Here is a 25945-nt window from a genome sequence, read left to right on the forward strand (position 1 = left end):
TCGGCGCGTCTTTTCAAACTAGCGCCGACTCGGCATCCAACCAGAGTCAATTAGCGCCGACTGGATCAGCCGAGCACGTCCTCCAGGGTGCGGGGGCGCCCGGCCCAGCACGCGGCGGACGTCGTCGCTGAGGTCCGCGCACGACCCGTCGGCCAATGCGGTGTACGTCGAGACCCAGGCGTCGAGTTGGTACTCGTCGACCTTCGGGTAGCCCGAGCGACGCGAGGCGTAGGCCTGCTCCACCGTCTCGTTCTCGAAGGAGAAGGGCCGACCCAGCCTCGCCGCGCAGCGAGCGGCGACCTCGCTCATCGACAGGGCCTCCGGCCCGGTGAGGACGTACGTCGCACCCGCGTGGGCGCCCGGGTCGCGCAGCACCGCGGCGGCCACCTCGGCCACGTCCGCGCGGGCCACGGCGGCGACCCGACCCGCACCCGCAGGCCCCCGGATCACCCCGGCGTCGTCGGCGAAGTGCGGCAGGATGTCGAGGTAGAAGTTGTCGCGCAGCATCGTCCACGTCATGCCCGTGGCGCGGATGGTCTCCTCGGCGTCGTGATGGTCGCGGCCCAGGGTGAACGTGGCGTCCGGCGCGGCGCCACTGAACGAGGTGTAGACGATGTGCTCCACCCCAGCCGCGGCGGCGGCACCGATGATCGTGCGGTGCTCCTCGCGACGGTTCGGCGACTCCGAGGCCGAGACGAGGAACAGGGTGTCGACCCCGGTGAGTGCCTGCTCGGCGGCCGACCGGTCACCGTATGACGCGGCGCGGATCTCGCCACCGAGCTGGGGGGCACGGGCTGGGTCCCGGACGATCAACGTGGGGTGCAGATCGCCGAGGTGGTGGGCGACCAGGCCGCCGAGGGCGCCCGTGGCGCCGGTGATTGCCAACATGTGGGTCCAAGCGTGGGTCGGCCCCGGTGATTCCCGGGGATCGGTCGATCATCCTGCGGTGAAGCGAATCGGGAAGCGAACCGCGCCGGTGTTCCCCGACACCGGAAGCCACCGACCCGGCCCGTCGGGCACCGCGTCCGGCATCCGCCGGGCCAGCAGCGGCAGCGCGATCGCCATGTCGGTGCGGGCCACGAAGTGACCCAGACAGTGGTGCATCCCCGCGCCGAAGCCCTGGTGCGGAGGGCGGGTGGCGGTGATGTCGAAGGAGGGGTCGGGGACCGTGCGGGGGTCGGTGCCCGCGGCGTGGGAGATCGTCTGGACGATGCCGCCGGCCGGGATCTCCAGCCCGTTGAGTACGACGTCCTCCAGCGCCTCGCGGGTCACCCACGTCACCGTGGGGTTGACCCGCATGACCTCCTCGACGGCGTTGGCGCCGAGGTCGGGGCGTTCGCCGAGCAGCCGCCACTGGTCGGGGTGCGCCAGCAACGTCTGGAGCGCGAGCCCGAGTTGGTTGCGGGTGGTCTCCATGCCGGCGAAAGCGAGGAAGACCAGCGCCACCCCCAACTCGTGGGGCGAGAGCCGGTCGCCGTCCTCGTCCGAGGTCCGCACCAGGGTGCTGATCAGATCATCGGTGGGGGAGCGCCGCCGATCGGCGATGACCTCGTCGAGGTAGTGGTGGAGCCCGGTCAGGGCCGCCTCGATGCGGGGCACCTGTTGCGCGACGTCGATCGAGAAGGAGGCGCCCAGATCGTCGGCCCAGTGCGCGATCTGCGCCCAGTCCTCCTCGGGAAGGCCGAGCAGTAGGCAGATGATGCGGGCGGCGTACGGCTCGGCGAACTGGCTGATGAACTCCACCTCGCCGCGCGGGGCGAAGTCGTCGATCAGCTCGTTGGCCAGGGCCTGGAACCGGGGCGCCATCGCGGCGATGGTCTTGTTGCGGAACGCGGGCATCAGCAGCCGTCGGATCCGTGCGTGGTCGTCGCCCTCTAACGACAGCAGGGTCTGTCCCCACCAGTCGGCGAACAACCCCGAGTGGATGCCGTTCTGGGCGGGCCACCGGGCGTTGCCCTGCCGGAAGCGACGGTCGCGCAGGATGGCCGCGGCCTCGTCGTACCGCAGGATCGCCCAACCCCAGGTGGTCTCGGCGTACCAACTCTCCTCGCGGGCCTGATGCACCTCGGCGGACGTGGTGTCGAATGCGGGGTCGGAGAGATCGAGACGGGCGGGCATGCTCCATTGGACCGCGCTCGGCCAACCACGTGGGGCTGAGGTCCCGCTGGTTGACCGGTCGTCTCCTCGGGGCGTGGGCTGGCCTGCGCGGATATCGTGATGCGCATGAGGATCACCAAGTTCGGCCACGCCTGCGTCCGCATCGAGCACGACGGTTTCGCGGTCGTCATCGACCCCGGTGCGTTCACCGAGCCGGACGCCGTCGACGGGGCGACCGCGGTGCTGATCACCCACGAGCACGCCGACCACTACTCGGCCGAGCATCTCGCCCGGACCGAAGCGCCCATCTTCACCGTCGAAGCGGTCGCGGCGAAGATCCGCGAGGAGGCACCCGACCTCGCGCCGCGGATCACGGTGGTGGCCCCGGGCGACGCCTTCGACGCCGGCATCGGCGTACGCGCCGTGGGTGAGTTGCACGCGGTGATCCACGACGACTACCCGCGCATCCACAACAGCGGGTACCTCCTGGACGTCGACGGCTACCGGATCTACCATCCCGGCGACGCCCTCACCGGCCCCGGCGAACCGATCGACCTCCTGCTGGCGCCCATCTCCGCGCCGTGGCTGAAGATCGGGGAAGCGGTCGACTTCGTCCGAGAGGTTGGGGCGCCCAAGTCGCTCGGCATCCACGACAAGGTCTACTCCGACCTGGCCCTGGGGATGGTCGACATGCACATGGGCAACCTGCTGCCGGCGGGGCAGGAGTTCCTGCGACTGTCCGACGGTCAGGACCTCTGAGTTCGTGAGCCGGGTTGTGTGCCTCAGCCCGGTCCAGGACCAGGCCTCAGACACTCGACCCGAACTGACCCGAACTGATCCGAACCGGCGTACGCCGACTCAGTCAGTCAGCGCGTCCCTCACGGGCACGAACTTCGCCTGGGACTCGGCCAACTCGGCCTCGGGGTCGGAGTCCCCGACGATGCCGCAGCCGGCGTAGAGGCGGACCGAGTCGCCGGTGATCTGAGCCGAGCGCAGCGCGATGCCCCACTCGCCGTCGCCGGTGGCGTCGATCCAACCAACCGGGCCGGCGTACCGCCCACGGTCCATCCCCTCGAGTTCGGTGATCAGGTCGGTGGCGACCTTGGTGGGGGTGCCACCCACGGCGGCCGAGGGGTGCAGGGCCTCGGCGAGCAGGAGCGAGGAGACGGTCTCGGCGTCGTGGACCACCCCGGCGACGTCGGTGGCCAGGTGCATCACGTTGGGCAGATGCAGCACGAACGGGGTCTCGGGCACGTTCATCGACGAGCAGTGCGGGTCCAGGGACTCCGCAACCGATCGGACGGCGTACTCGTGCTCTTCGAGGTCCTTGGAGGAACGGGCCAGCGTCGCGGCCAACGCCAGGTCGGCGTCATCGTCACCGGTACGCCGGATGGTTCCGGCCAGCACCCGTGAGGTCACCAGGCCGCGCTCGCGACGCACCAGCATCTCCGGGGTGGCGCCGAAAAGGCCGTCGACGTGGAAGGTCCAGCACATGGGGTAGGTCTCGACCAGGCGCTGCAACGGCCACCGTGCGTCGACGGGTGCGTCGGCGGTGGCCACCAGGTCCCGGGCGAGGACGACCTTCTCGAGGTCGCCGGCGTTGATGCGACGCACCGCGTCGGAGACCGACGACATCCAGCGTTCCCCGTCGAGAGCCCCGTCGGTGAAGGTGACATTCATCGGGGCCTTCGGCGGATCCGCAGGAGCGATGCGCTGATCCAGGCGGTCCAACCCCCCGGCGGACACGGTGGTGACCCAGGCGGTGTCGCCCCGGCGTCCCACGATCACCTCCGGTACGACGAGCATCGAGTCGCCGGGGTCGTCGGCGAAACCGAAGGTGCCGAACGCAACCAGGCCGGAGCCGGGCAGTTTGACCTCGTCGCGGATGACCGCATGGGCGGTGACCTCGCTCCACCAGTCGTTCGCCGCGGCGAATCGATCGGGTCCGGAGGTCTCGAGAGTGGCGGCAACCCCCCACCCGACGAGCCCCTCGCCGCGGCGTACCCAGGCGACGGGGTGATCGGTGGGCAACAGGGTCGCGAGATCAACCTGTGGGTCCAGGGCAACGGGCACCGACCGGCAGACCAGCGTGGCGGGCATCGATTGCTCACCGGTGGTCGGGGAGGTCGTCACGAGGCCCAGAATACGCCTGTGACCCACGGCACCGCCCCCGGGCGACGGTGAGGCGACCCTCGGGCGCGAGTCGGTGCGTGGGTCAGGTGTGGGTCAGGCAATGGTCAGGCTGGGGTCACGACCGATAGACCACCACGGTGTCGCCGAGCCGGATCTGGTCGAACAGAGCCTCCACCGCGCCCCGGTCCCGGACGTTGACGCACCCATGGGAAGCGCCGTTGTAGCCGGTGGCGGCGAAGTCCGAGGAGTAGTGCACCGCTTGTCCACCGTCGAAGAACATGGCGAAGGGCATCGCCGAGTCGTAGAGGCTCGAGACGTGGTCGCGACTCTTGACGTAGACGTCGAACACGCCTTCGCGGGTCGGGGTCGCCACGGCGCCGAAGCGGACGTCGATGGTTGATCGGACGTCCCCGTCGACGACCCACCGCAGGGTCCGACTCGTCTTGTCGATGCAGATGACCCGGCCCTGGGTGCACCGGGCATCGAGCGCGCCGGGTTGGTTGTGGCCGACCTGGTTGGCCAACTCGGCGGCGCTGGGCTCGGTGGTCATGGCCAGCAGACGATTCATCGTCTCCTGGTCGACCGAGCCGGTGACCGCGATGCCGCGCTTGACCTGGAAGCCGCGCACAGCTTGCTCGGTCACCTCACCGTAGTAGCCGGTCACGTCGGTGTTGAACCAGTAGATCTGACGCAGTCGTGCCTGCAGTTCGAGCACTCCGTCCCCTTCGTCGCCGATGGCGAACAGGGCGGGGGCCGGCGGCGGGGCCACGGGCTTGACCTGTGGCTCGGGCGCCTTCACCGGCGCCTTCACCGGGATTGGCGCGGAGGTGGCCGGGGGAGTGGTGGGCTCGGGCGACATCGGCGGACCCGGCGGGGTCGACACGGTACGACGAGCGGCGGTCGCACCGGCTCCGTCGTCCTGGGCCCGCAGAGCGGCGTGAGCGGTGAGGGCACCGAGAACGAGGCCGAGAAGGACCGCGAGCACGGTCACGGAGCGGCGGAGCAAAGGCATGGGTCGCCTCCCTGCGGGACGGGGTGCCGCGGGATCGCCACGGCCTGACACAGGACAGACGCATCGAGACCCGACGAGGTTGCCATCGGACGCGAAATACGGTCGAGCCGTGACCGGTTCGTGATGGTCGCCGCCTCGTCGGGATCCGCCGAGGCTCGCCCGACGCCTGCGCCGTACCCTTTCCTGCGTGGCCCGTGCAGAGCTCGACAAGCAACCGACCGACGTCCAGCAGATGTTCGACGAGGTCGCCAAGCGCTACGACATCACCAACGACATCTTGTCCCTGGGGCAGGACCGGCGGTGGCGTCACGACGTGATCGAGGCCGTCGACCCGCAGTACGGCGACCGGGTGCTCGACCTCGCGGCCGGCACCGGGACCTCCAGCCAGCCCTTCGAGGACCGCGGCGCGTACGTCGTGCCGTGCGACTTCTCGATCGGGATGCTCCGCGTCGGCAAGCAGGCCAAGCCGCACCTCCCCTTCACCGCTGGCGACGGCACCAAGCTGCCCTTCGCCGACGACACGTTCGACGCGGTGACGATCTCCTTCGGGCTGCGCAACATCGTCGACCCGTTCGCCGGGCTGAAGGAACTGCGCCGGGTGACCCGCCCCGGTGGCCGCCTGGTCGTGTGTGAGTTCAGCGCCCCCACGTGGGCGCCGTTCCGCACCGTCTACATCGAGTACCTCATGAAGGCTCTGCCCTCGATCGCCCGCGCGGTGTCGTCCTCACCGGACGCCTACGTCTACCTCGCCGAGTCCATCCGCGCGTGGCCGGACCAGGCGGGACTGGCCGCGATGATCGGCGAGGCCGGCTGGTCCAGTCCCGAGTGGCGCAACCTCACCGGCGGCATCGTCGCGCTGCACCGCGCCACCGCCTGAGCCGACCCACACAACGTCATACGCTCCGAGCACCGGTCTGCTCCGAACCTACGACGTTGCGCCGAGTCGAGCGCACGACGGGATTTCAGACACATTCGTGTGCCCTAAATCTCTCCCGGTGAGGTCGGTCGCAGGTGGTCGGGATGGGCACTACCCACGCGTGCAGACGGGCGTGACGGGTGGCAGTATGTGTGCCGCGCCACCTAGTGATCGGGTTCACAAGCACACAAACCGGTCGCGGTCATCGGCGTATCGAGTAGGGAAAGGAACGCGCGATGGAGCTCTACACACCGGTGCTCTTCCTCGGAGGGTTGGCCACGCTGTTCGTCGTCGGCTCGCTGGTCACCAGCGTGCTGGTCGGACCGGGCCGCTACAACCGGGCGAAGTACGACTCCTACGAGTGTGGGATCGAACCCACGCCCCAACCGCTCGGCGGCGGGCACTTCCCGGTGAAGTACTACATCATCGCGATGCTCTTCATCGTCTTCGATATCGAGATCATCTTCCTCTACCCCTGGGCGGTGCACTTCGAGGAGATGGCGCTGTTCGGCCTGATCGAGATGGTCCTGTTCATCGCCACCGTCTTCATCGCCTACGCCTACGTATGGCGACGTGGCGGCCTCGAATGGGACTGAGCGCCGCCATGCACGCCGCTCCCCGCAGCAATCGCAATTCGCTCCCTGAACTGACAGGAACCATCTGATGGGTATCGAGGACAAGCTCCCCAGCGGCGTACTCCTGACCTCGGTCGAGGGTCTCGCCGGCTACATGCGCAAGGCCAGCTTCTGGCCCGCCACGTTCGGCCTCGCGTGCTGCGCGATCGAGATGATGACCTCCGGCGGACCGAAGTACGACCTGGCCCGCTTCGGCATGGAGGTCTTCCGCGCCAGCCCGCGTCAGGCCGACCTGATGATCGTCGCCGGACGGGTGAGCCAGAAGATGGCCCCGGTTCTGCGTCAGATCTACGACCAGATGGCGGAGCCGAAGTACGTCCTGGCCATGGGCGTCTGCGCCAGCAGCGGCGGCATGTTCAACAACTACGCGATCGTCCAGGGCGTCGATCACATCGTCCCCGTCGACATGTACCTCCCCGGCTGCCCGCCGCGCCCCGAGATGCTCATCGACGCGATCCTCAAGCTCCACGACCAGGTCCAGGCGACCAAGATGGGCGCCAACCGCGTCGCGGAGATCGAGCAGCTCGAGACCGCGGCGCTCAGTGCTCTGCCGACGTCGGAGATGAAGGGACTGCTTCGATGACGGATGCGAGCGACGGTACGCAGGACCCGGCCAAGGACCCCAACGTCCCGGCCAAGGCCGACCCGGAGGTCAAGCAGGTCGGCACCCGCACCGGCATGTTCGGAGCCTCGGGTTCCGGTGACACCAGCGGGTACGGCGGCCTGGTCGCCCCGATCGCCTTCCCCGCACCGGCCCGCGCCCCGTTCGGCGGCTGGTACGACGAGGTGGCCTCGGCCCTGGAGTCCATCGGCTCCCTGGGCGACGTGGTCATCCACCGCAACGAGATCACCTTCCACGTCCAGCGCGAGAAGCTGCTCGAGACCGTCCAGCGTCTGCGCGACGACCCGGCGCTGAAGTTCGAGTTCTGCGCCAGCGTCAGCGGAGTGAACTACCCCGAGGACACCGGCCGCGAACTGCACGCGGTCTACCACTTCCTCTCGATGACCTACAACCGTCGGATCCGCATCGAGGCCACGGCCCCCGACGCCGATCCGCACCTGCCGTCGATCTCACACATCTACCCGACCAGCGACTGGCACGAGCGCGAGACCTACGACATGTTCGGGATCATCTTCGACGGCCACACGGCCCTCACCCGGATCCTGATGCCCGACGACTGGCCCGGCCACCCCCAGCGCAAGGACTACCCCCTGGGCGGCATCCCGGTCGAGTACAAGGGCGGCACGATCCCACCCCCGGACCAGCGGAGGAGCTACAACTAAATGTCCACCACAGATGACCTCTACGCAGGCAGCACCGAGACCTCCGAGGGCAGGGTCTTCACCGTCTCCGGCCAGGACTGGGACCAGATCGCCGAGGGCCTCGCCGACGAGGGCGACGAACGCATCGTCGTCAACATGGGCCCCCAGCACCCCTCCACCCACGGCGTACTCCGGCTGATCCTCGAACTCGACGGTGAAACGGTCACCGAGGCCCGCTGCGGTATCGGCTACCTCCACACCGGTATCGAGAAGAACATGGAGTTCCGCACCTGGGTGCAGGGCACCACCTTCTGCACCCGGATGGACTACCTCAGCCCGTTCTACAACGAGGCGACCTACGCCCTGGGCGTGGAGCGACTGCTCGACATCGAGAAGGACATTCCCGAGAAGGCCTCGGTCATGCGGGTCCTGCTCATGGAGCTGAACCGCCTCTCCTCGCACCTGGTGGCCATCGCCACCGGTGGCATGGAGATCGGCGCGCTGACCGTGATGACCATCGGCTTCCGCGAGCGCGAGCTGGTCCTCGACCTGTTCGAACTCATCACCGGCCTGCGGATGAACCACGCATTCATCCGTCCCGGCGGTGTCGCCCAGGACCTCCCCCCGGGAGCCCTGGAGGAGATCGACGGCTTCGTCGCCCTGATGCGCAAGCGCCTGCCCGAGTACGCCGCCCTGTGCAACGCGAACCCGATCTTCAAGGCGCGTCTGGAGGGTGTGGGCCACCTCGAACTCGAGGGCTGCATGGCCCTCGGGCTCACCGGGCCGCCCCTGCGGGCCACCGGTCTGGCCTGGGACCTGCGCAAGACCGAGCCCTACTGCGGCTACGAGGACTACGACTTCGACGTCCAGACCTGGGACACCTGCGACTCCTACGGTCGCTTCCGGATCCGCCTGAACGAGATGTGGGAGTCCCTGCGCATCATCGAGCAGGCTGCCGCCCGCCTGGCCGGGCTCGAAGGTGCGCCGGTGATGGTCGCCGACAAGAAGATCGCCTGGCCCAGCCAGCTGTCCATCGGCAGCGACGGCATGGGGAACTCCGCCGACCACATCCGCCACATCATGGGTGAGTCGATGGAAGCGCTCATCCACCACTTCAAGCTCGTCACCGAGGGCTTCCGCGTGCCGGCCGGTCAGGCCTACGTGCCCGTCGAGTCGCCGCGCGGGGAGCTGGGTGCCCACCTGGTCTCCGACGGTGGCACCCGTCCGTTCCGCGCCCACTTCCGGGACCCGTCCTTCGCCAACCTCCAAGCGACCAGCGTGATGTCAGAAGGCGGCCTCGTCGCCGATGTCATCGTCGCGATCGCCTCGATCGACCCTGTGATGGGAGGAGTCGACAGATGACCTCGGCCCCCAATGCTGTGCCCGCTGAGATCGAATCGACGCTCAGCGACAAGACCGTCGCCGAACTCCACGAGATCGCGGCCCGCTACCCCCAGGCCCGCTCGGGTCTGTTGCCGATGCTCCACCTCATCCAGTCCGCTCAGGGCAAGGTGACCGCAGAAGGCATCGAGATCTGTGCGCGGATCCTCGACATCACCGCGGCCGAGGTCAGCGGGGTCGCGACCTTCTACACGATGTACAAGCGCAAGCCGGTCGGCGACTACCACGTCGGGGTCTGCACCAACACGCTGTGCGCGGTGATGGGTGGCGACCTGATCCTGGAACGCCTCAAGGACCACCTCGACGTCGGCAACGACGAGACCGCCGAGGAGCGCCCCGGCGACCAGGCCTCGGTCTCGCTCGAGCACCTCGAGTGCAACGCGGCCTGCGACTACGCCCCGGTGATGATGGTCAACTGGGAGTTCATGGACAACATGACGCCCACCTCCGCCGTCGACCTGGTCGACGACCTGCGGGCCGGCAAGGACGTCCACTCCACCCGCGGACCCAAGCTGTGCACCTTCCGCGAGGCCGAACGCGTCCTGGCCGGATTCCCTGATGGCCTGGCCAACGAGGGTCCTGCTGCGGGCGCACCGTCCCTGGTCGGCCTGGGCATCGCCCGCGACCGCGGATGGACCGCCCCCGAGAGCGCGGGCCGGACGCTGGGAAGCGGCGTGGCCGAGGGCTCGGGAGTCGCCGCGGCCGACCAGGCCGACACCTCGCGTGCTGAGTCGGAGAACGTCGAACGTTCCGATGGTGCCGACACCACCGCTCAGGACAAGGGAGAAGCCAAATGACCAGCCACGTGGTGGACATGTTGACCCCGGTGCTCACCGAGGACTGGGACGCCGAACGCAGCTGGACCCTGCAGACCTATGAGTCGCGCGGCGGCTACCAGGGTCTGAAGAAGGCCCTGGCGATGGCGCCGGACGACATCATCACTGCGGTCAAGGACTCCGGTCTGCGCGGTCGCGGTGGCGCTGGCTTCCCGACGGGCATGAAGTGGGGCTTCATTCCCCAGGACAATCCCAAGCCGAAGTACCTCGTGGTCAACGCCGACGAGTCCGAGCCGGGCACCTGCAAGGACACGCCCCTGATGATGGCCTCGCCGCACCTGCTGGTCGAGGGCGTGATCATCTCCTCCTTCGCGATCCGCGCGAACACCGCCTTCATCTACGTGCGCGGGGAGATCCTCCACGTCATCCGTCGGGTCCAGGCCGCGGTCGCCGAGGCGTACGCCGCCGGTCATCTCGGCAAGAACATCCACGGCTCGGGTTTCGACCTGGACCTGATCGTCCACGCCGGCGCCGGTGCCTACATCTGTGGCGAGGAGACCGCCCTGCTCGAGGGTCTCGAGGGACGCCGCGGACAACCACGGTTGCGTCCGCCGTTCCCGGCCGTGGCCGGCCTCTACGCCAGCCCCACCGTCATCAACAACGTCGAGTCGATTGCCTCGGTGCCCAGCATCATCGACCGCGGCGCCGACTGGTTCTCCTCCATGGGCACCGAGAAGTCCAAGGGCTACGGCATCTTCAGCCTCTCCGGGCACGTCACCAACCCCGGTCAGTACGAAGCCCCGCTCGGGATCACCCTGCGGGAACTGATCGACCTCGCCGGTGGGATCCGTGAGGGCCATCAGCTGAAGTTCTGGACCCCCGGCGGATCCAGCACCCCGCTGCTGACCGACGCCCACCTCGACGTACCCCTCGACTTCGAAGGGGTCGGCGAAGCCGGCTCGATGCTCGGCACCCGGGCGCTGCAGATCTTCGACGAGACCACCTGCGTGCTGCGTGCCGTCCTGCGCTGGACCGAGTTCTACAAGCACGAGTCCTGCGGCAAGTGCACCCCGTGCCGTGAGGGCACGTGGTGGTTGGTCCAGACCCTGGCCCGGTTGGAGCAGGGGCAGGGCAGCGAAGCGGACCTCGACCTGTTGCTCGACCAGTGCGACAACATCATGGGTCGTTCCTTCTGTGCTCTCGCCGACGGGGCGACCAGCCCGATCTCGAGTTCGATCCAGTACTTCCGCGAGGAGTACCTCGCTCACCTCACCCACGGGGGCTGCCCGTTCGACCCGATGGCCTCCACCGTCTTCACCCCTGCCGGAGCAGTGCGATGACCACCACCCCTGAGAAGGCGCCCGCCGCCGAGCCCGCGATCGAAATGGTCAACGTGACCATCGACGGCGTGCAGACCAGCGTCGCGAAGGACACCCTGGTGATCCGGGCGGCCGAACAGGTCGGCGTCCAGATCCCGCGCTTCTGTGACCACCCGTTGCTCGCACCGGTCGGCGCCTGCCGTCAGTGCCTGGTGGAGGTCCCCGACGCCGGCAACGGCCGCGGCTTCCCCAAGCCGCAGGCCTCCTGCACGCTGCCGGTCGCCGAGGGCATGGTCGTCAGCACCCAGGCCACCAGCGAGGTGGCCGAGAAGGCTCAGCAGGGAATCATGGAGTTCCTGCTCATCAACCACCCCCTCGACTGCCCCGTGTGCGACAAGGGTGGGGAGTGCCCGCTGCAGAACCAGGCCATGTCCAACGGCCGCGGCGAATCACGCTTCTCCGCCGACGGCGGCATCAAGCGGACCTTCCCCAAGCCCATCAACATCTCCGCCCAGGTGCTGTTGGACCGGGAGCGGTGCGTGCTGTGCGCCCGTTGCACCCGCTTCTCCGAGCAGATCGCCGGCGACCCGTTCATCGCCCTGATCGAGCGCGGCGCCCTCCAGCAGGTCGGTATCTACGAGAAGGAACCGCTGCAGTCCTACTTCTCGGGCAACACGATCCAGATCTGCCCGGTCGGTGCCCTCACCTCGGCGGCGTACCGCTTCCGTTCGCGGCCCTTCGACCTCATCTCGACCCCCGGGGTGGCCGAGCACGACTCCTGTGGTGCCGCGATCCGCGTCGACCACCGCCGCGGCAAGGTGATGCGTCGCCTGGCCGGCAACGACCCCGAGGTCAACGAGGAGTGGATCAGCGACAAGGACCGCTTCGCCTTCACCTACGCCCGTGAAGAGGACCGGATCACCTACCCGCAGGTCCGGGACGAGGACGGCTCTCTGCGACCCGCCTCCTGGCCCGAGGCCTTCACCGTCGCGGCCCGCGGCCTGCACGCCGCCGGGGCCTCGGCGGTCCTCACCGGTGGTCGGGTGACCGCCGAGGACGCCTTCGCCTACAGCAAGTTCGCCCGGGTCTCGCTCGGCACCAACGACATCGACTTCCGCGCCCGGCCCCTCTCCGCTGAGGAGGAGTCGTTCCTCGGAGCCCACGTGGCCCTGACCGGACCCGACATGGTGTCGTACGCCGACCTCGAGTCCGCGGCGACCGTCGTCCTGGCCGGGCTCGAACCCGAGGACGAAGCGGGCACGATCTTCCTGCGTCTGCGCAAGAGCGTCCTGGCCGGTGGCACCCGGGTGCTGGCCATCGCCCCGTTCACCACCCGCGGGTTGAGCAAGGTGCACGGCACCCTGCTCCCGACCGTCCCCGGCGAGGAGGCCGCCGCCCTCGAGGCCATGACCGACCACGCCGAGCACGGCATCGACACCACGTCGGTGATCCTGGTCGGCGAACGCCTCGCCACCTCACCCGGAGCGCTCACCGCAGCGGCCACCCTCGCCCAGCGCACCGGAGCCCGCCTCGCGTGGGTGCCCCGTCGCGCGGGCGACCGTGGCGCCGTCGACTCCGGGTGTCTGCCCACCCTGCTGCCGGGCGGTCGCCCCGTCGCCGACGCCTCGGCTCGCGTCGACGCCGCCACCGCGTGGGGTGTCCCGACCCTGCCGGAGACCGCAGGTCGTGACGCGGACGCCATCGTCGCCGCCCTGGTGGCCGGCGAACTGTCCGGACTGGTCGTCGGAGGCGTCGACCCCGACGACACCGCCGACCCCGCCGCCACGCGCGCTGCGCTCGAAGCGGCCCGGTTCGTGGTCGCCCTCGACCTGCGCGAGACCGAGGTGACACGGGCCGCCGACGTGGTCTTCCCCGTCGCCCCCGTGACCGACAAGGCCGGAACCTTCGTGACCTGGGAGGGTCGACCCAGGCCCTTCGAAGCGGTGCTCACCAACCCGAGTTCGCTGCCCGACCTGCGGATCCTCTCCGGCATCGCCGACGAACTCGTCGCCCTCGGTCAGGGGTCGCCCCTGGGCTTCCGGACCGTGGCGCAGGTGCGCGTCCAGATGTCCGAGATGGGTGCCTGGGACGGCGAGCGCGTCAGCGCGGTCGCGGCCTCTGCGGCCGACGCCGACCACCTCGGCAGCGGTCAGGTCCTCGCGACCTGGAAGCAGATGTTGGACAACGGCTCCATGCAGGACGGTGACAAGCACCTCGCCGCCACCGCCCGCCCGGTCGTGGCCCGGGTCTCACGCAGCGTCTTCGACGCGGTCGGACCCGACGTCACCATCACCGGTGACCGTGGTTCGATGACGCTGCCCGCGGAGCCGGTCGACGACCTCGTCGACGGGGTCGTGTGGGTGCCCACCAACTCCACCGGCAACGGTGTGCTCGCCGACGTGGCCTCACCCGGCAGTCGTGTCACCGTCAAGGGAGGGGCCGCATGATGATCTCGACGCTCTCAGCCAGCTCGATCAGCAGCATCGGAGTGCTGCCGATGGTCGATGACCTCAGCGCCTTCGGCAAGGACCCCTGGTGGCTGGTACTGGTCAAGACCTTCGTCATCTTCCTGGTGCTGGTGCTGCTGACTCTGTTCAACATCTGGGCCGAGCGTCGCGTCGTGGCCCGGATGCAGCACCGGATCGGCCCCAACGTCAACGGGCCCTTCGGTCTGCTCCAGTCCCTCGCGGACGGGGCGAAGCTGATGTTCAAGGAGGACTTCATCCCTAAGGCGGCCGACCGGCTCGTCTTCGTGCTGGCCCCCCTGATCGCCGCGGTGCCTGCGTTCATCACCTTCGCAGTGATCCCCTTCGGCCCGGAGGCGGGACTCCCGTTCACCGACCGCACCACCCCGCTGCAACTGACCGACATGCCTGTCGCGGTCCTGTTCGTGATGGCCGTCGCCTCGATCGGGATCTACGGCATCGTGCTGGGCGGCTGGTCCAGCGGGTCGACCTACGCCCTCCTCGGCGGGCTGCGCTCCAGCGCCCAGATGATCTCCTACGAGGTCGCAATGGGTCTGGCCCTGGTCGGGGTCTTCCTCTACGCCGGCTCCATCTCCACCTCCGAGATCGTCGCCGCCCAGGACACCTTCTGGTTCGGGTTGATCCTCGCCCCGTCGTTCGTGATCTACGTGATCTCGATGGTGGGGGAGACCAACCGGGCCCCCTTCGACATGCCCGAGGCCGAGGGTGAACTCGTCGGTGGGTTCCACACGGAGTACTCCTCGATCAAGTTCGCCATGTTCTTCCTCGCCGAATACATCAACATGGCCACCGTCTCGGCACTCGCCACCACGCTGTTCCTCGGCGGCTGGCGCGCCCCGTTCTGGATCGACCGGGTCTGGGCCGGAGCCAATGAGGGCTACGTCCCGTTGATCTGGTTCTTCGGCAAGATGTTCCTGTTCATCTTCATGTTCATCTGGCTGCGTGGCTCGCTCCCGCGTCTGCGCTACGACCAGTTCATGCGGTTCGGCTGGAAGGTGCTCATCCCGGCCTCCCTGGCCTGGATCATCATGATCGCCACCGTGAAGGTCGTCACCGAGGAGGGCTACCTCACCCGTCCGGTGCTGTTCATCGGCTTCGGCGTGATCCTGGCCGTCCTGCTGGTGTTCTTCCTCTTCGGGGCGGAGGCCGACGACAGCGACGGCCGGATCGTCCCGGTCGCACCGACCGGGGGCTTCCCCGTGCCCCCGCTGCCCGAGGGTGGCGCCGTGCGCGGTGCCGCTGCCCCGCTCACGTTCCAGGGCTCGATCACGCAGGAGTCGGCTCCGGCCGGGTCCGGCCACACCCGCTCAACCCAGGGAGACGACGCCTGATGGCCGAACCCAAGACCTTCAAGGAACAATTCATCGATCCGGTCGCCGGGTTCGGTGTCACGTTCCGGACCATGTTCAAGAAGGTGGTGACCGAGCAGTACCCCTTCGAGAAGATGCCCACGGCACCGCGCTTCCACGGACGTCACCAACTCAACCGTTGGCCCGACGGTCTGGAGAAGTGCATCGGCTGCGAGCTGTGCGCCTGGGCCTGTCCCGCCGACGCGATCTACGTCGAGGGCGCCAGCAACGACGACGCCGCGGGCCCCGACGGAGAGTCGGGTCGGTTCTCCCCCGGAGAGCGGTACGGCCGCGTCTACCAGATCAACTACCTGCGTTGCATCCTGTGCGGGCTGTGCATCGAGGCCTGCCCGACGCGTGCGTTGACCATGACCAACGAGTACGAACTGGCCGACGACAACCGGGCGGACCTGATCTATGAGAAGTCCGACCTGATCGCCCCGCTGCTTCCGGGCATGCAGGCACCGCCGCACGCCATGTTGTTGGCCGACGACGCCGAGCAGTACTACCGCGGTGAGTTCGCGGTCCCCGCGCCCGGCACTCCCGCCGGCGCCGCCATCGGCGTGGACGGGGAGGCCTCACCATGATCGCGTTCTGGATCCTCGCGCCGATCATGGTCGTCGCCGCCCTGGGGGTGTTGTTCGTCCGCAAGGCCGTGCACGCAGCGCTTCTGCTCGCGGTCGTGATGATCAGCCTCTCGATCCTCTACCTGGCCCTCGAGGCGCCCTTCCTGTTCGTGGTGCAGATCATCGTCTACACCGGCGCGATCTTGATGCTGTTCCTCTTCGTCGTGATGCTCGTCGGGGTCGACGCCTCCGACTCGGTGGTCGAGACGATCAAGGGCCAGCGCGTCATGGCCATCGGGAGCGGACTCCTGCTGGGCACGGTGCTGGTCGTCGGACTCGGCCAGATCACCCTCGGTGCGACCGTGGGACTGGAGGAGGCCAACCGCGCGGGCAACATCGAAGCGTTGGCGAACCTGCTGTTCTCCCGCTACGTGTTCGCCTTCGAGACCACCAGCGCCCTGCTGATCACCGCCGCGGTCGGGGCCATGGTCCTCGCACACCGCGAGCGGCTGACCCCGAAGCCCGGCCAGTCCGAGCTCGCCCAGCAGCGCGTCCGGGACTACGCCGACTCCGGCAAGCCCATGGGCCCCCTGCCGACCCCCGGGGTGTTCGCTCGCCACAACGCGGTCGACACCCCCGCCCTACTCCCCGACGGGACCGCGGCCGAAGCCTCGATCTCGCGGGTGCTCGCGGCCCGTGGCACGGTGCGCTCCGCACCGGCCCTGGCCGACGACATCGAGGACCTGCAACGCCAGATGGGGGTCGACCCGGCGACCATGCCGGAAACCTCCGGACGCAACGCGGCCGCGGCCCACACCGAAGAAGACGTGACGACGGATGGGGAGGGACCCCGGTCATGACCGAATACATCGTTCTCTCGGCGATCTTGTTCACCATCGGTTGCGTGGGCGTGCTGACCCGACGCAACGCCCTGGTGGTCTTCATGTGCGTGGAGTTGATGCTCAACGCCTCCAACCTGGCCCTGGTGGCCTTCGCCCGCCAACACGGGAACCTCGACGGTCAGGTCGCCGCCTTCTTCGTGATGGTGGTGGCGGCTGCCGAGGTCGTGGTCGGCCTGGCCATCATCATGACCATCTTCCGGACTCGTCGCTCGGCCTCGGTCGACGACGCGAGCCTGCTGAAGTTCTAGGAGAACTCTCCACATGTACGCACTCTCCGAGTCCATCCCCGTGGTGGACCCCGGCGCCGCCGACGGGATCTTCTCCCTGCTCTGGCTGATCGTCGCCCTCCCGCTCGCGGGCGCCGTCATCCTCCTGCTCGGAGGACGAGCCACCGACAAGTGGGGCCACCTTTTGGCCACCGCCCTGCCGGTCGGCTCCTTCGTCCTGAGCCTGGTGATGTTCCTCCAACTCCTCGGTCGTGACGAGGAGGAACGCCAGATCGGCCAACAGCTCTACGACTGGATCCAGGTCGGCGGCCTCGACGTCGGGATGGATCTGCTCTACGACCCGTTGTCGGCGCTGTTCCTGCTCCTCATCACCGGTGTCGGGTCGCTGATCCACGTCTACTCGATCGGCTACATGGAGCACGACCCCCGTCGTCGCCGCTTCTTCGCCTACCTCAACCTGTTCGTCGCCGCGATGCTGATGCTCGTGCTGGCCGAGAACTACCTCGTGCTGTTCCTCGGCTGGGAGGGCGTCGGGCTCGCGTCATACCTGTTGATCGGCTTCTGGCAGCACAAGCCCTCCGCCGCCGCGGCCGCCAAGAAGGCCTTCGTCATCAACCGGGTCGGCGACATGGGGCTGTCCCTGGCGATCATGCTGCTCTTCGTCACCTTCGGCACGACCAGCTTCAGCGGCATCTCCGAGGCCTCCTCGGGCGCCTCCGAGGGGACCCTGACCGCGATCGGCCTCCTGCTGCTGCTCGGAGCCGCCGCCAAGTCGGCCCAGGTCCCGTTGCAGGCCTGGCTCCTGGACGCCATGGAGGGCCCCACCCCGGTGTCGGCCCTGATCCACGCGGCGACCATGGTCACCGCCGGCGTCTACCTGATCGTCCGCTCCAACTTCATCTTCGAACTCGCGCCCCACGCCCAGACCGTGGTCGTCATCGTCGCGACGGTCACCCTGATCTGGGGCGCGATCATCGGTTGCGCGAAGGACGACATCAAGAAGGTCCTCGCCGGTTCCACGATGAGCCAGATCGGCTACATGATGCTCGGTGCCGGACTCGGGGTGGCCGGATACGCCTTCGCTGTCTTCCACCTCATCGTCCACGGATTCTTCAAGGCCAACATGTTCCTCGGCGCCGGTTCGGTGATGCACGGGATGAACGACGACGTCGACATGCGCCACTACGGCGGACTGCAGAAGATGATGCCGATCACCTTCATCACCTTCGCCATGGGCTACCTCGCGATCATCGGGTTCCCCGGGTTCTCCGGGTTCTTCTCGAAGGACAAGATCATCGAGGTCGCCCTGGACCAGAATCCGATCGTCGGTGTCTGCGCCCTGATCGGCGCCGGGATCACCGGCTTCTACATGACCCGGCTGATGCTGATGACCTTCTTCACCGAGAAGCGTTGGGCCAAGGATGTGCACCCGCACGAGTCGCCCAAGGTGATGACGTTCCCGCTGATCGTCCTGGCTGCCCTCTCCCTGCTCGGCGGCGTCCTGCTCGCCGGTGACTTCATCGTCGAGTTCCTCGCCCCCGTGGTCGGCGAGGAGGGTGAGCACTCACCCGCCATCCCGGCCATCGTGGTCACCCTGCTGACCGTGAGCGTCGTGGCTATCGGTGTCGCGGCCGCCTGGATCCTGGTCGGCAAACAGAAGGTGCCCGCCACTGCGCCCCAGGATGTGTCGTTCGCGACCAAGGCCGCCCGCGCCGATCTCTACGGCGATGCGATCAACGAAGGGCTCGTCGTCGAGCCCGGTCGCCGCCTCGTCGGTGGTCTGACCACCTTCGACCGGTCCGGCACCGACGGGGTCTTCACCGGCTCCGCCTCAGCCATCGGGGCCATCGGCTCCCAGCTGCGCAAGGTCCAGAACGGTTTCGTCCGCTCCTACGCCCTCTCGGTCATGGTCGGCGTGCTCATCGTCGTCCTGGCCCTCCTGGCGGTGAACCTCTGATGGAGTCCGCACTGAACGACATGCCGATCCTCACCCTGCTCCTGCTCCTGCCGCTGGTGGGTGCGCTGGTCATTCCCTTCGCCCCGGCGACGCTGACCAAGCAACTCGCCGTCGGCTTCTCCGCCGCGACCCTGCTGCTCGGCATCCTCATCGCCACGGTGTACGACGTCGGCGCCGGGATGCAGTTCACCGAGACCTACCAGTGGATCGGCGCCTTCGGCGTCAACTACGCACTGGGTGTCGACGGACTGGGTCTGCTGATGATCCTGCTCACCGTCGTCCTGGTCCCGGTCGTCCTGGTCGCCGGTTGGAACGAGGGCGATGAGAACCCCCGAGCGTTCTACGCCTGGGTCCTCGCCCTCGAGGCCCTCTCTCTGGCCGTCTTCGCGGCCACCGACGTGTTCTTCTTCTACGTCGTGTTCGAGGCCACGCTGATCCCGGCGTACTTCCTCATCGGCGGCTTCGGCCGGGCCGGTCGAGGCGCCGCGGCGATGAAGTTCCTGATGTTCCAGCTCGCGGGCGGTCTCGTCCTGCTCGCCGCGGTCATCGGCCTCTACGTCGTCTCGGCCAAGGAGGGATCGCCCTCCTACCTGCTCAGCGACCTGATGGCCCTGGACATCGGCACCAACGCCGGGCGGGTGCTGTTCGCCGGGTTCTTCGTCGCCTTCGCGATCAAGGCGCCGCTCTTCCCGGTGCACACCTGGTTGGCCGACACCACCGAGAAGGCCACCCCCGGGACCAGTGTGCTGCTGGTCTGCGTGCTCGACAAGATCGGCACCTTCGGGATGCTCCGGTTCTGCCTGGGCATCTTCCCCGAGGCCTCGGTCTGGGCCACCCCCGTGGTGGTTACGCTCGCCCTGATCTCCATCGTCTACGGCGCCCTGGTCGCGATCGGACAGGACGACGTGTTCCGCCTGATCGGTCTGACCTCGCTGAGCCACTTCGGGTTCATCGTGCTGGGCATCTTCGTCTTCTCCAGCCAGGGGCAGACCGGGTCGATCCTCTACATGGTCAACCACGGTCTGAGCACCGCCGCACTGTTCCTGCTCGCCGGCTACCTCTACCGCCGTCGCGGGACCGCCCTGATCAGCCAGATGGGCGGGATCGAGAAGGTCACCCCCGTGCTGGCCGGGTTGTTCCTGGTCGCAGGACTCGCCACGCTGGGTCTGCCGGGCACCAGCCCGTTCGTCTCGGAGTTCCTGGTCATCCTCTCCGCCTTCGACTACCGCTGGTACGTCGGCGCCATCGCCGTCACCGGCATCGTGCTCGCGGCCATCTACGTGCTGTGGATGTACCAACGAGTGATGACCGGGCCCACTCCGGTCGACCTCGAGAAGTCCGACACCCGCGACCTCGGAGTCCGCGAGATCGCCGCGATCGCGCCCCTCATGGTGGCCCTGGTGTTCTTCGGGTTCTTCCCCAAGCCGCTGCTCGACGTGGCCAACCCGTTCACCGAGAGCCTGATGGAACGAGTGGGGATCAGCGACAGTGACCCGGTCGTGCCGCCCGGCTCGGTCGAACCAGAAACCGCAGACACCTCCACGCAGGAAGAGGGCGAGTGATGGAATTCGTCAAGCCCACCATCGAGTACTTCGAGCTGTCACCGCTGATCCTGGTGTTCGCCGTGGCCTGCCTCGGCGTGGTCATCGAAGCGGCCCTGCCACGGACCCAGCGGCGTACGGCGCAGATCGGTCTGGCCTTCACCGGTATCGCCGCCGCGTTCGCGCTCGTCGTCATTGTCGGGACCGATCTGAAGGTCGCCGAAGGTGGGGCCGCACGTGGCCTCTTCGGTGCCGGCGGAACGATCACCGTGGACGGTCCGACCGTCATCCTCTGGGGCGTCCTGTTGGTCTTCGCTTTCGGTGGCGTGGCTCTGTTCGCCGAGCGTCAGATCGACTCCGGCGTCTCTGCCTTCGCGGGCCAGGCCGCCGCGCTCCCCGGGACCCAGGCCGAGCGTGAGGCCGCGAACAAGAACCTCGAGCAGACCGAGGTCTACCCGCTGATGATGTTCGCGGTCACCGGCATGCTCCTGTTCGTCTCGGCCAACGACCTCCTCACCATGTTCGTGGCCCTCGAGGTCCTCTCGTTGCCGCTCTACCTGCTGTGTGGGCTGGCTCGTCGTCGTCGACTGCTCAGCCAGGAGGCAGCGATGAAGTACTTCCTCCTCGGCGCCTTCTCCTCGGGGTTCTTCCTCTACGGCGTCGCCCTCACCTACGGGTTCGCCGGTTCGATGCAGTTCTCCGAGATCAACGAGGCCGTGCAGAACAACGCCGGGAACACCACCCTCCTGCTGATCGGGATGGGCATGCTGGCCGTCGGCCTCTTCTTCAAGGTCGGCGCTGCTCCCTTCCAGTCCTGGACGCCCGACGTCTACCAGGGCGCCCCCACCGCCGTGACCGCCTTCATGGCTGCCGCCACGAAGGTCGCTGCCTTCGGCGCGATCATGCGGCTCTTCTACGTCGCCTTCGGTGCGGACCGGTGGAGCTGGCAGCCGATGATGTGGGTGGTGGCGATCCTGACGATGCTCGTCGGCGCGATCCTCGCCATCGTCCAGACCGACATGGTGCGGATGCTCGCCTACTCCTCGGTGGCCCACACCGGCTTCCTGCTGACCGGGGTCCTCGGTGTACAGAGCGTCACGGAGCTGTCCGACGGGCAGGTCACCTCGCTGACCGCCGTCCTGTTCTACCTGGTCACCTACGGCTTCTCGACCATGGGCGCCTTCGCCATCTGCACCCTCGTGCGCGACTCCGCCGGACAGGCCGGCGGCTTCGACCGCTGGGCCGGTCTCGGTCGACGAGCCCCCCTCGTGGCCGGCGTGTTCGCCTTCTTCCTGCTCGCCATGGCCGGCATCCCACTGACCTCCGGGTTCGTGGGCAAGTGGGCGGTCTTCACCGTGGCCATGTCGGCCGGTGCCTGGCCGGTGGTGCTCGTGGCGATCGCCTCCAGCGTCATCGCGGTCTACTTCTACATCCAGGTCATCCGCCTGATGTTCTTCGGAGAGCCGGCCAACGCGCCCTCGGGAGACAGCGCGGTCGAGCGTGCTGACCTGGTCGAGAAGGGTGTTGGCGGCGGTGCCGCCGTGGCCACTCAGGTCGAGGTGGGCCAGGTGACCGCGGCCTCGCCGTTCACCACTGTCACCATCGCGGTGTGCGCCCTGGCGACCCTTGTGCTCGGCGTTGTGCCGGGCCCCCTGCTCGACCTGATTGCCAATGCGGGAGACTTCATCCGGTGATCAACCCGTGACCCTCTCCTTGGCGCTGCCGGTAGGCGACGACGCCCTTGCCGCCCGTCTCGACGCACGCATGGCCGTGGTCGAGGAAGCTCTCTTCGGCCACACGACCAGTCGTGCGCCGTACGTCACCGAGGCCGCGCGTCACCTGCTCGACGCCGGCGGCAAACGGTTCCGGCCATTGCTGGTCCTGCTGGCCGCCGAGGCCGGCGAGCGCCCGGACGCCCCCGAGGTCATCACCGCGGCCTGCGTCGTGGAGATCACCCACGTGGGTTCGCTCTACCACGACGACGTGATGGACGAGGCGGAGCTGCGCCGGGGCGAGGACTCGGCCAACGCCCGCTTCGACAACCTGGTGGCCATCCTGACCGGTGACTTCCTGTTCGCCAGGTCCTCGGCTCTGACGGCCGAGCTGGGCGCCGACGCGGTCCGCATCCAGGCCGACACGTTCACTCGGCTGGTCGAGGGACAGATCCTCGAGACCGTCGCCCCGGGTCCGGACGATGACCCGCTGGAGCACTACCTCGAGGTCGTCGCCGGCAAGACCGGATCGCTGATCGCCACCTCCGCCCGCTACGGCGCCCGCTTCGGGGGAGCCACGCCCGAGGTCGAGGCCGCCCTGACGGCGTACGGCGAGATCGTGGGTTCGGCGTTCCAGCTCTCCGACGACATCTTGGACATCGCCTCGGAGACCGAGGAGTCCGGCAAGACCCCCGGCACCGACCTGCGCGAGGGCGTGCCGACCCTGCCCGTCCTGATGGCCCAAGCATCCGGCGACCCGGCCGACGCGCGCCTCCACGAGCTGCTGGGCATGCCCTTGACCGACGACGACCTGCACGCCGAAGCGTTGGGTCTTCTGCGTGCCCACCCGGCCATGCAGCAGGCCACCGACTACGTCGTGGCCCGCGCCGCGGAGGCCAAGGCCTTGCTCACCGCCCTCCCCGAGGGCCCGGTTCGCCAGGCGCTGGAAGCCTTCGCCGACGTCGTCGCCGTCCGCTCGACCTGACCCACCGGTGAGTCGGCGCAAGTTGACGTTCGTGGGTCGGTGAGTCGGCGCAAGTTTTCGAACATGCGCCGACTCGGGCGTTTTCCGGCGTCAATACGCGCCGACTCACGGTCAGGCGCCGGTCGACGCCGCGACGGTCAGGCGCAACTGACGGCGCCGATGGTTGATGGCCTCGTAGGTGAAGATGACCAGGGCGATCCACACCAGGACGAAACCCACCCAGCGTCCGGCGGGCATGTCCTCGTCGAAGAGCAGTAGGCCGAGCGCGAACTGCAGGATCGGGGCGAGGTACTGCAACAACCCCAGGGAGACCATCGAGATCCGGGTGGCCGCCGCGCCGAAGCAGATCAGAGGGATCGCGGTCACGATCCCGGTGGTGGTGTAGAGCAGCGCGTGAGGAACCCCGTTGGCGGCCCAGGCGGCCCCGCCGGACAGGGTCAGCCAGGTCAGGTAGACGGCCGCGACCGGCGCGATCACCGTGGTCTCGAAGGCCAGGCTCTCGACCGCGCCGACGTTCGCTGTCTTCTTCGCCAGCCCGTAGGTCCCGAAGGAGAAGGCCAGGACCAGTGCGACGTACGGCGGGCGCCCGTAGTCGACGGTCAGCACGACCACCGCGATGAAGCCGATGGCCAGGGCGACCCATTGGGTTCGACGCAGGGTCTCACCCAGCAGGAGGACACCCATCAGGACGGTGACCAGTGGATTGATGAAGTAGCCCAGGGAGGTCTCCACGACCCGCCCGGAGTTCACGCCGTAGATGTAGGTCGCCCAGTTGATGCTGATGGTGACGGCGGCGAGGGTCAGGAGCAAACGGACCCGGCGATCCACCCACAGAGCCCGGAGCTGTTTGCCTTTGCGGAGCAGGAGAATGAGCAGTCCCATGGTCAGCATCGACCAGAGCACCCGGTGCCCGAGGATCTCCACCGGCCCACCGGGTTTGAGCAACGGCCAGTAGAGCGGGAACGAACCCCACATGAGGTACGCCGAGGCCCCGAGGAGCAATCCGCGTCGAGAGTCCGGCACCGCGCAATCGTAGGTCTCCAGAAGGCGTCACGACGAGTTTGCGCGCACGGTCGTCCACCGGCAGGCAGACTGGGGACCATGCCGCTCGTACGCCGCCCGATGGTTGGGTTCACCATCGCTCTGACGCTGCTCCTCGGCGCCCTCGCGGCGCCGGTCGAGGCCGCCAAGCCGCGTCGAGGCATCGTCTCCGAGATTCGCGAGATCGGACAGAGCGACCGGTTCCTCATCAAGGGACGCTTCAAGCAGCCCTATCGTCGCGGGGAGATCATCGTCCAGCAGCGATTCAACAACGGCCGGTGGACGGCGTACTCCCGAGAACGCTCCACCTCGACCAGCCGCTACCGGATCCGGGTCCAGAAGCGCGGGGTCACGGGGGACGTCGTGTGTTACCGATTGATCGTGCCGAGCGACGGCGAGTATCGGCGGGCCACCGTCCTCAAGGCCTCCCGGGGCCGGTACGCCGGCAAGCGGTTCTGCATCGAGACCACCTTCGGGTAACCCTCCGGCGTCGACCCGCGCTCGCCGGGGTTCAGAAGGCCAGGCGAGACGCGGTCCAGGTCAGCCCGACGAGCGCGGCGATGCTGCACACGATGACGCGGAGCCAATCACGACGTTCGTCGAGCACCCTGCTGGCGGCCCAGATCGTCCCGGTCACCAGCAGCACCACAGCGGTCTGGGCTACGTCGATGCCGATGTTGAAGGCCGCGAGCGCGCTCACGTTGGCGGTCGTAGCGAGGCCTAGGCCGCTCAGGCTGCTCGCAAACCCCAGTCCGTGCACCAGACCTATCGCGGCGGCGATCCAGGGACGGATGGTGTCACCGCGGCCTCGAATGGCCAGAACTGCGGCGGCGACGATGGACAGGGAGATGGCCGGTTCCACCCACTGACTCGGGATCGAGACGATGTCGAAGTAGGCCAGGACCAGGCTCGTCGCGTGACCGATGGTGAAGGCGGTGACCAGCTTGACGACCCGCCAGGTCGTGAACCGACTGACGGTGGAACCTACGACCGCGAAGGTCAGCACCACCAGGAAGAGAAGGTGATCCAAGCCGAAACTGACATGCTCGAGGCCCGTGACGAAGAACGATCGCGCAGCCGCGATCGGGTCGAGGGAGAACGTGGCCCGACCGTCGTTGCTGAGTTGGCCGGTGGCCGACTCCTCCGCGCCGGACAGCAGCACCTGGTCACTGGGTGAGGTGAAGGACCAGTCGATGGCGACCTCGGACACCGCGCCGTCGTGGGGCCCGGTGGCGAAGAGGAGATCGACGTACTGCGAGGCGGTGTCTTCGCCGCCACTGGTCGGAGCCGGGCCGGCCCCGATGATGACGACCTCCTCGCCGTCGATCTCGATCCGCACCTGGCCACGGACTGTGTTGACGAGTCCCGTCACCACCGTCGACTCCTGGGCCTGGAGTTCCTGGGCGTCGATCAGTCCGTCACCCGACGTGTCGTCGTACCCGAGTTCGGTGAAGAGGACCGGCGCCGTGCCCAGGATTCGTTGATCGGTCACCGTCAGGGTGATGGCCTCACTGGTCGTGTCGTGGGCCGAGGCCGGCGCAGCTCCGATCAGTATCGAAGCGACGGCCCCCACACCCACCAGCGTCGTGGTCAGCCAGCGCGTAGTCCGTCCGTGGGTCACCGGTCA

At 68.2% G+C, this 25945-nt stretch carries 24 protein-coding genes; 18 read left to right on the forward strand and 6 right to left on the reverse strand.

Annotated features, from left to right (window positions below):
- Positions 1-18 precede the first annotated feature (18 nt).
- Together ACYVLV_RS13220 and ACYVLV_RS13225 are read right to left on the reverse strand one after the other, a co-directional pair.
- Positions 19-888: an NAD(P)H-binding protein gene (locus ACYVLV_RS13220; protein WP_460810587.1), complete on the reverse strand. Its 870-nt coding sequence runs from the start codon at positions 886-888 to the stop codon at positions 19-21.
- 48 nt (positions 889-936) lie between these two features.
- Positions 937-2118, reverse strand: coding sequence for a cytochrome P450 (locus ACYVLV_RS13225; protein WP_460810589.1), 1182 nt, complete (start codon positions 2116-2118; stop codon positions 937-939).
- 105 nt (positions 2119-2223) lie between these two features.
- Between ACYVLV_RS13225 and ACYVLV_RS13230 the strand changes: the two genes are divergently transcribed.
- The gene (locus tag ACYVLV_RS13230; RefSeq protein ID WP_460810590.1) at positions 2224-2856 is read left to right on the forward strand and encodes an MBL fold metallo-hydrolase; all 633 of its coding nucleotides are present in this window, start codon (positions 2224-2226) and stop codon (positions 2854-2856) included.
- Between the two features lie 99 nt (positions 2857-2955).
- On the opposite strand, the gene ACYVLV_RS13235 is transcribed toward ACYVLV_RS13230, so the two are convergent.
- Both ACYVLV_RS13235 and ACYVLV_RS13240 read right to left on the reverse strand, forming a co-directional pair.
- A complete protein-coding gene (locus tag ACYVLV_RS13235) occupies positions 2956-4197 on the reverse strand; it encodes an isochorismate synthase (RefSeq protein WP_460811007.1) in 1242 nt (413 codons plus the stop codon).
- A 148-nt stretch (positions 4198-4345) separates the two neighbouring features.
- Positions 4346-5242: a L,D-transpeptidase family protein gene (locus tag ACYVLV_RS13240; protein ID WP_460810592.1), complete on the reverse strand. Its 897-nt coding sequence runs from the start codon at positions 5240-5242 to the stop codon at positions 4346-4348.
- 187 nt (positions 5243-5429) lie between these two features.
- Between ACYVLV_RS13240 and ACYVLV_RS13245 the strand changes: the two genes are divergently transcribed.
- The 16 genes from ACYVLV_RS13245 (at position 5430) to ACYVLV_RS13320 (ending at position 23277) form a co-directional block, all read left to right on the forward strand.
- On the forward strand, positions 5430-6119 hold the full coding sequence (locus tag ACYVLV_RS13245) for a demethylmenaquinone methyltransferase (protein WP_460810593.1): 690 nt from the start codon (positions 5430-5432) through the stop codon (positions 6117-6119).
- Positions 6120-6394: 275 nt separating this feature from the next.
- A complete protein-coding gene (locus tag ACYVLV_RS13250) occupies positions 6395-6754 on the forward strand; it encodes an NADH-quinone oxidoreductase subunit A (RefSeq protein WP_460810595.1) in 360 nt (119 codons plus the stop codon).
- Positions 6755-6821: 67 nt separating this feature from the next.
- Positions 6822-7376 (forward strand): NuoB/complex I 20 kDa subunit family protein, encoded by a 555-nt coding sequence (locus ACYVLV_RS13255; protein ID WP_460810597.1) that lies wholly within the window; start codon positions 6822-6824, stop codon positions 7374-7376.
- Positions 7373-8077, forward strand: coding sequence for an NADH-quinone oxidoreductase subunit C (locus ACYVLV_RS13260; RefSeq protein ID WP_460810599.1), 705 nt, complete (start codon positions 7373-7375; stop codon positions 8075-8077). Before ACYVLV_RS13255 ends, ACYVLV_RS13260 begins: the two co-directional genes overlap by 4 nt.
- Positions 8078-9418: an NADH-quinone oxidoreductase subunit D gene (locus ACYVLV_RS13265; protein ID WP_460810601.1), complete on the forward strand. Its 1341-nt coding sequence runs from the start codon at positions 8078-8080 to the stop codon at positions 9416-9418.
- Positions 9415-10254, forward strand: a complete 840-nt coding sequence (gene nuoE / locus ACYVLV_RS13270) for an NADH-quinone oxidoreductase subunit NuoE (RefSeq protein WP_460810603.1) — start codon at positions 9415-9417, stop codon at positions 10252-10254. Before ACYVLV_RS13265 ends, nuoE begins: the two co-directional genes overlap by 4 nt.
- A gap of 8 nt (positions 10255-10262) precedes the next feature.
- Positions 10263-11573, forward strand: a complete 1311-nt coding sequence (gene nuoF / locus ACYVLV_RS13275; protein WP_460811008.1) for an NADH-quinone oxidoreductase subunit NuoF — start codon at positions 10263-10265, stop codon at positions 11571-11573.
- Positions 11570-13999: an NADH-quinone oxidoreductase subunit G gene (locus tag ACYVLV_RS13280; RefSeq protein WP_460810604.1), complete on the forward strand. Its 2430-nt coding sequence runs from the start codon at positions 11570-11572 to the stop codon at positions 13997-13999. The genes nuoF and ACYVLV_RS13280 overlap by 4 nt, the downstream gene beginning before the upstream one ends.
- Entirely contained in the window at positions 13996-15369 is a 1374-nt protein-coding gene (nuoH, locus tag ACYVLV_RS13285) for an NADH-quinone oxidoreductase subunit NuoH (RefSeq protein WP_460810605.1), read from the forward strand. The genes ACYVLV_RS13280 and nuoH overlap by 4 nt, the downstream gene beginning before the upstream one ends.
- A complete protein-coding gene (nuoI, locus tag ACYVLV_RS13290; RefSeq protein WP_460810606.1) occupies positions 15369-15974 on the forward strand; it encodes an NADH-quinone oxidoreductase subunit NuoI in 606 nt (201 codons plus the stop codon). The genes nuoH and nuoI overlap by 1 nt, the downstream gene beginning before the upstream one ends.
- A complete protein-coding gene (locus ACYVLV_RS13295) occupies positions 15971-16813 on the forward strand; it encodes an NADH-quinone oxidoreductase subunit J (RefSeq protein WP_460810608.1) in 843 nt (280 codons plus the stop codon). The genes nuoI and ACYVLV_RS13295 overlap by 4 nt, the downstream gene beginning before the upstream one ends.
- Positions 16810-17103, forward strand: coding sequence for an NADH-quinone oxidoreductase subunit NuoK (gene nuoK / locus ACYVLV_RS13300; RefSeq protein ID WP_460810609.1), 294 nt, complete (start codon positions 16810-16812; stop codon positions 17101-17103). Before ACYVLV_RS13295 ends, nuoK begins: the two co-directional genes overlap by 4 nt.
- Positions 17104-17116: 13 nt before the next feature.
- A complete protein-coding gene (gene nuoL, locus ACYVLV_RS13305; RefSeq protein WP_460810611.1) occupies positions 17117-19039 on the forward strand; it encodes an NADH-quinone oxidoreductase subunit L in 1923 nt (640 codons plus the stop codon).
- On the forward strand, positions 19039-20601 hold the full coding sequence (locus ACYVLV_RS13310; RefSeq protein WP_460810613.1) for an NADH-quinone oxidoreductase subunit M: 1563 nt from the start codon (positions 19039-19041) through the stop codon (positions 20599-20601). The genes nuoL and ACYVLV_RS13310 overlap by 1 nt, the downstream gene beginning before the upstream one ends.
- Positions 20601-22274, forward strand: a complete 1674-nt coding sequence (gene nuoN / locus ACYVLV_RS13315) for an NADH-quinone oxidoreductase subunit NuoN (protein ID WP_460810614.1) — start codon at positions 20601-20603, stop codon at positions 22272-22274. Before ACYVLV_RS13310 ends, nuoN begins: the two co-directional genes overlap by 1 nt.
- Positions 22252-23277, forward strand: a complete 1026-nt coding sequence (locus tag ACYVLV_RS13320; protein ID WP_460810615.1) for a polyprenyl synthetase family protein — start codon at positions 22252-22254, stop codon at positions 23275-23277. The genes nuoN and ACYVLV_RS13320 overlap by 23 nt, the downstream gene beginning before the upstream one ends.
- Before the next feature lie 111 nt (positions 23278-23388).
- Here the strand turns inward: ACYVLV_RS13320 and rarD are convergent, their stop codons facing one another.
- A complete protein-coding gene (gene rarD / locus ACYVLV_RS13325) occupies positions 23389-24300 on the reverse strand; it encodes an EamA family transporter RarD (protein WP_460810617.1) in 912 nt (303 codons plus the stop codon).
- Between the two features lie 78 nt (positions 24301-24378).
- Here rarD and ACYVLV_RS13330 point away from each other — a divergent pair, with 78 nt between their 5' ends.
- Complete coding sequence (locus ACYVLV_RS13330) at positions 24379-24798, forward strand: hypothetical protein (RefSeq protein ID WP_460810620.1); 420 nt, start codon at positions 24379-24381, stop codon at positions 24796-24798.
- Positions 24799-24829: 31 nt separating this feature from the next.
- Here ACYVLV_RS13330 and ACYVLV_RS13335 read toward each other — a convergent pair whose 3' ends face one another.
- Entirely contained in the window at positions 24830-25939 is a 1110-nt protein-coding gene (locus ACYVLV_RS13335; RefSeq protein ID WP_460810621.1) for a HupE/UreJ family protein, read from the reverse strand.
- Positions 25940-25945 lie beyond the last annotated feature (6 nt).

It is taken from the genome of Nocardioides salsibiostraticola (assembly GCF_054783655.1).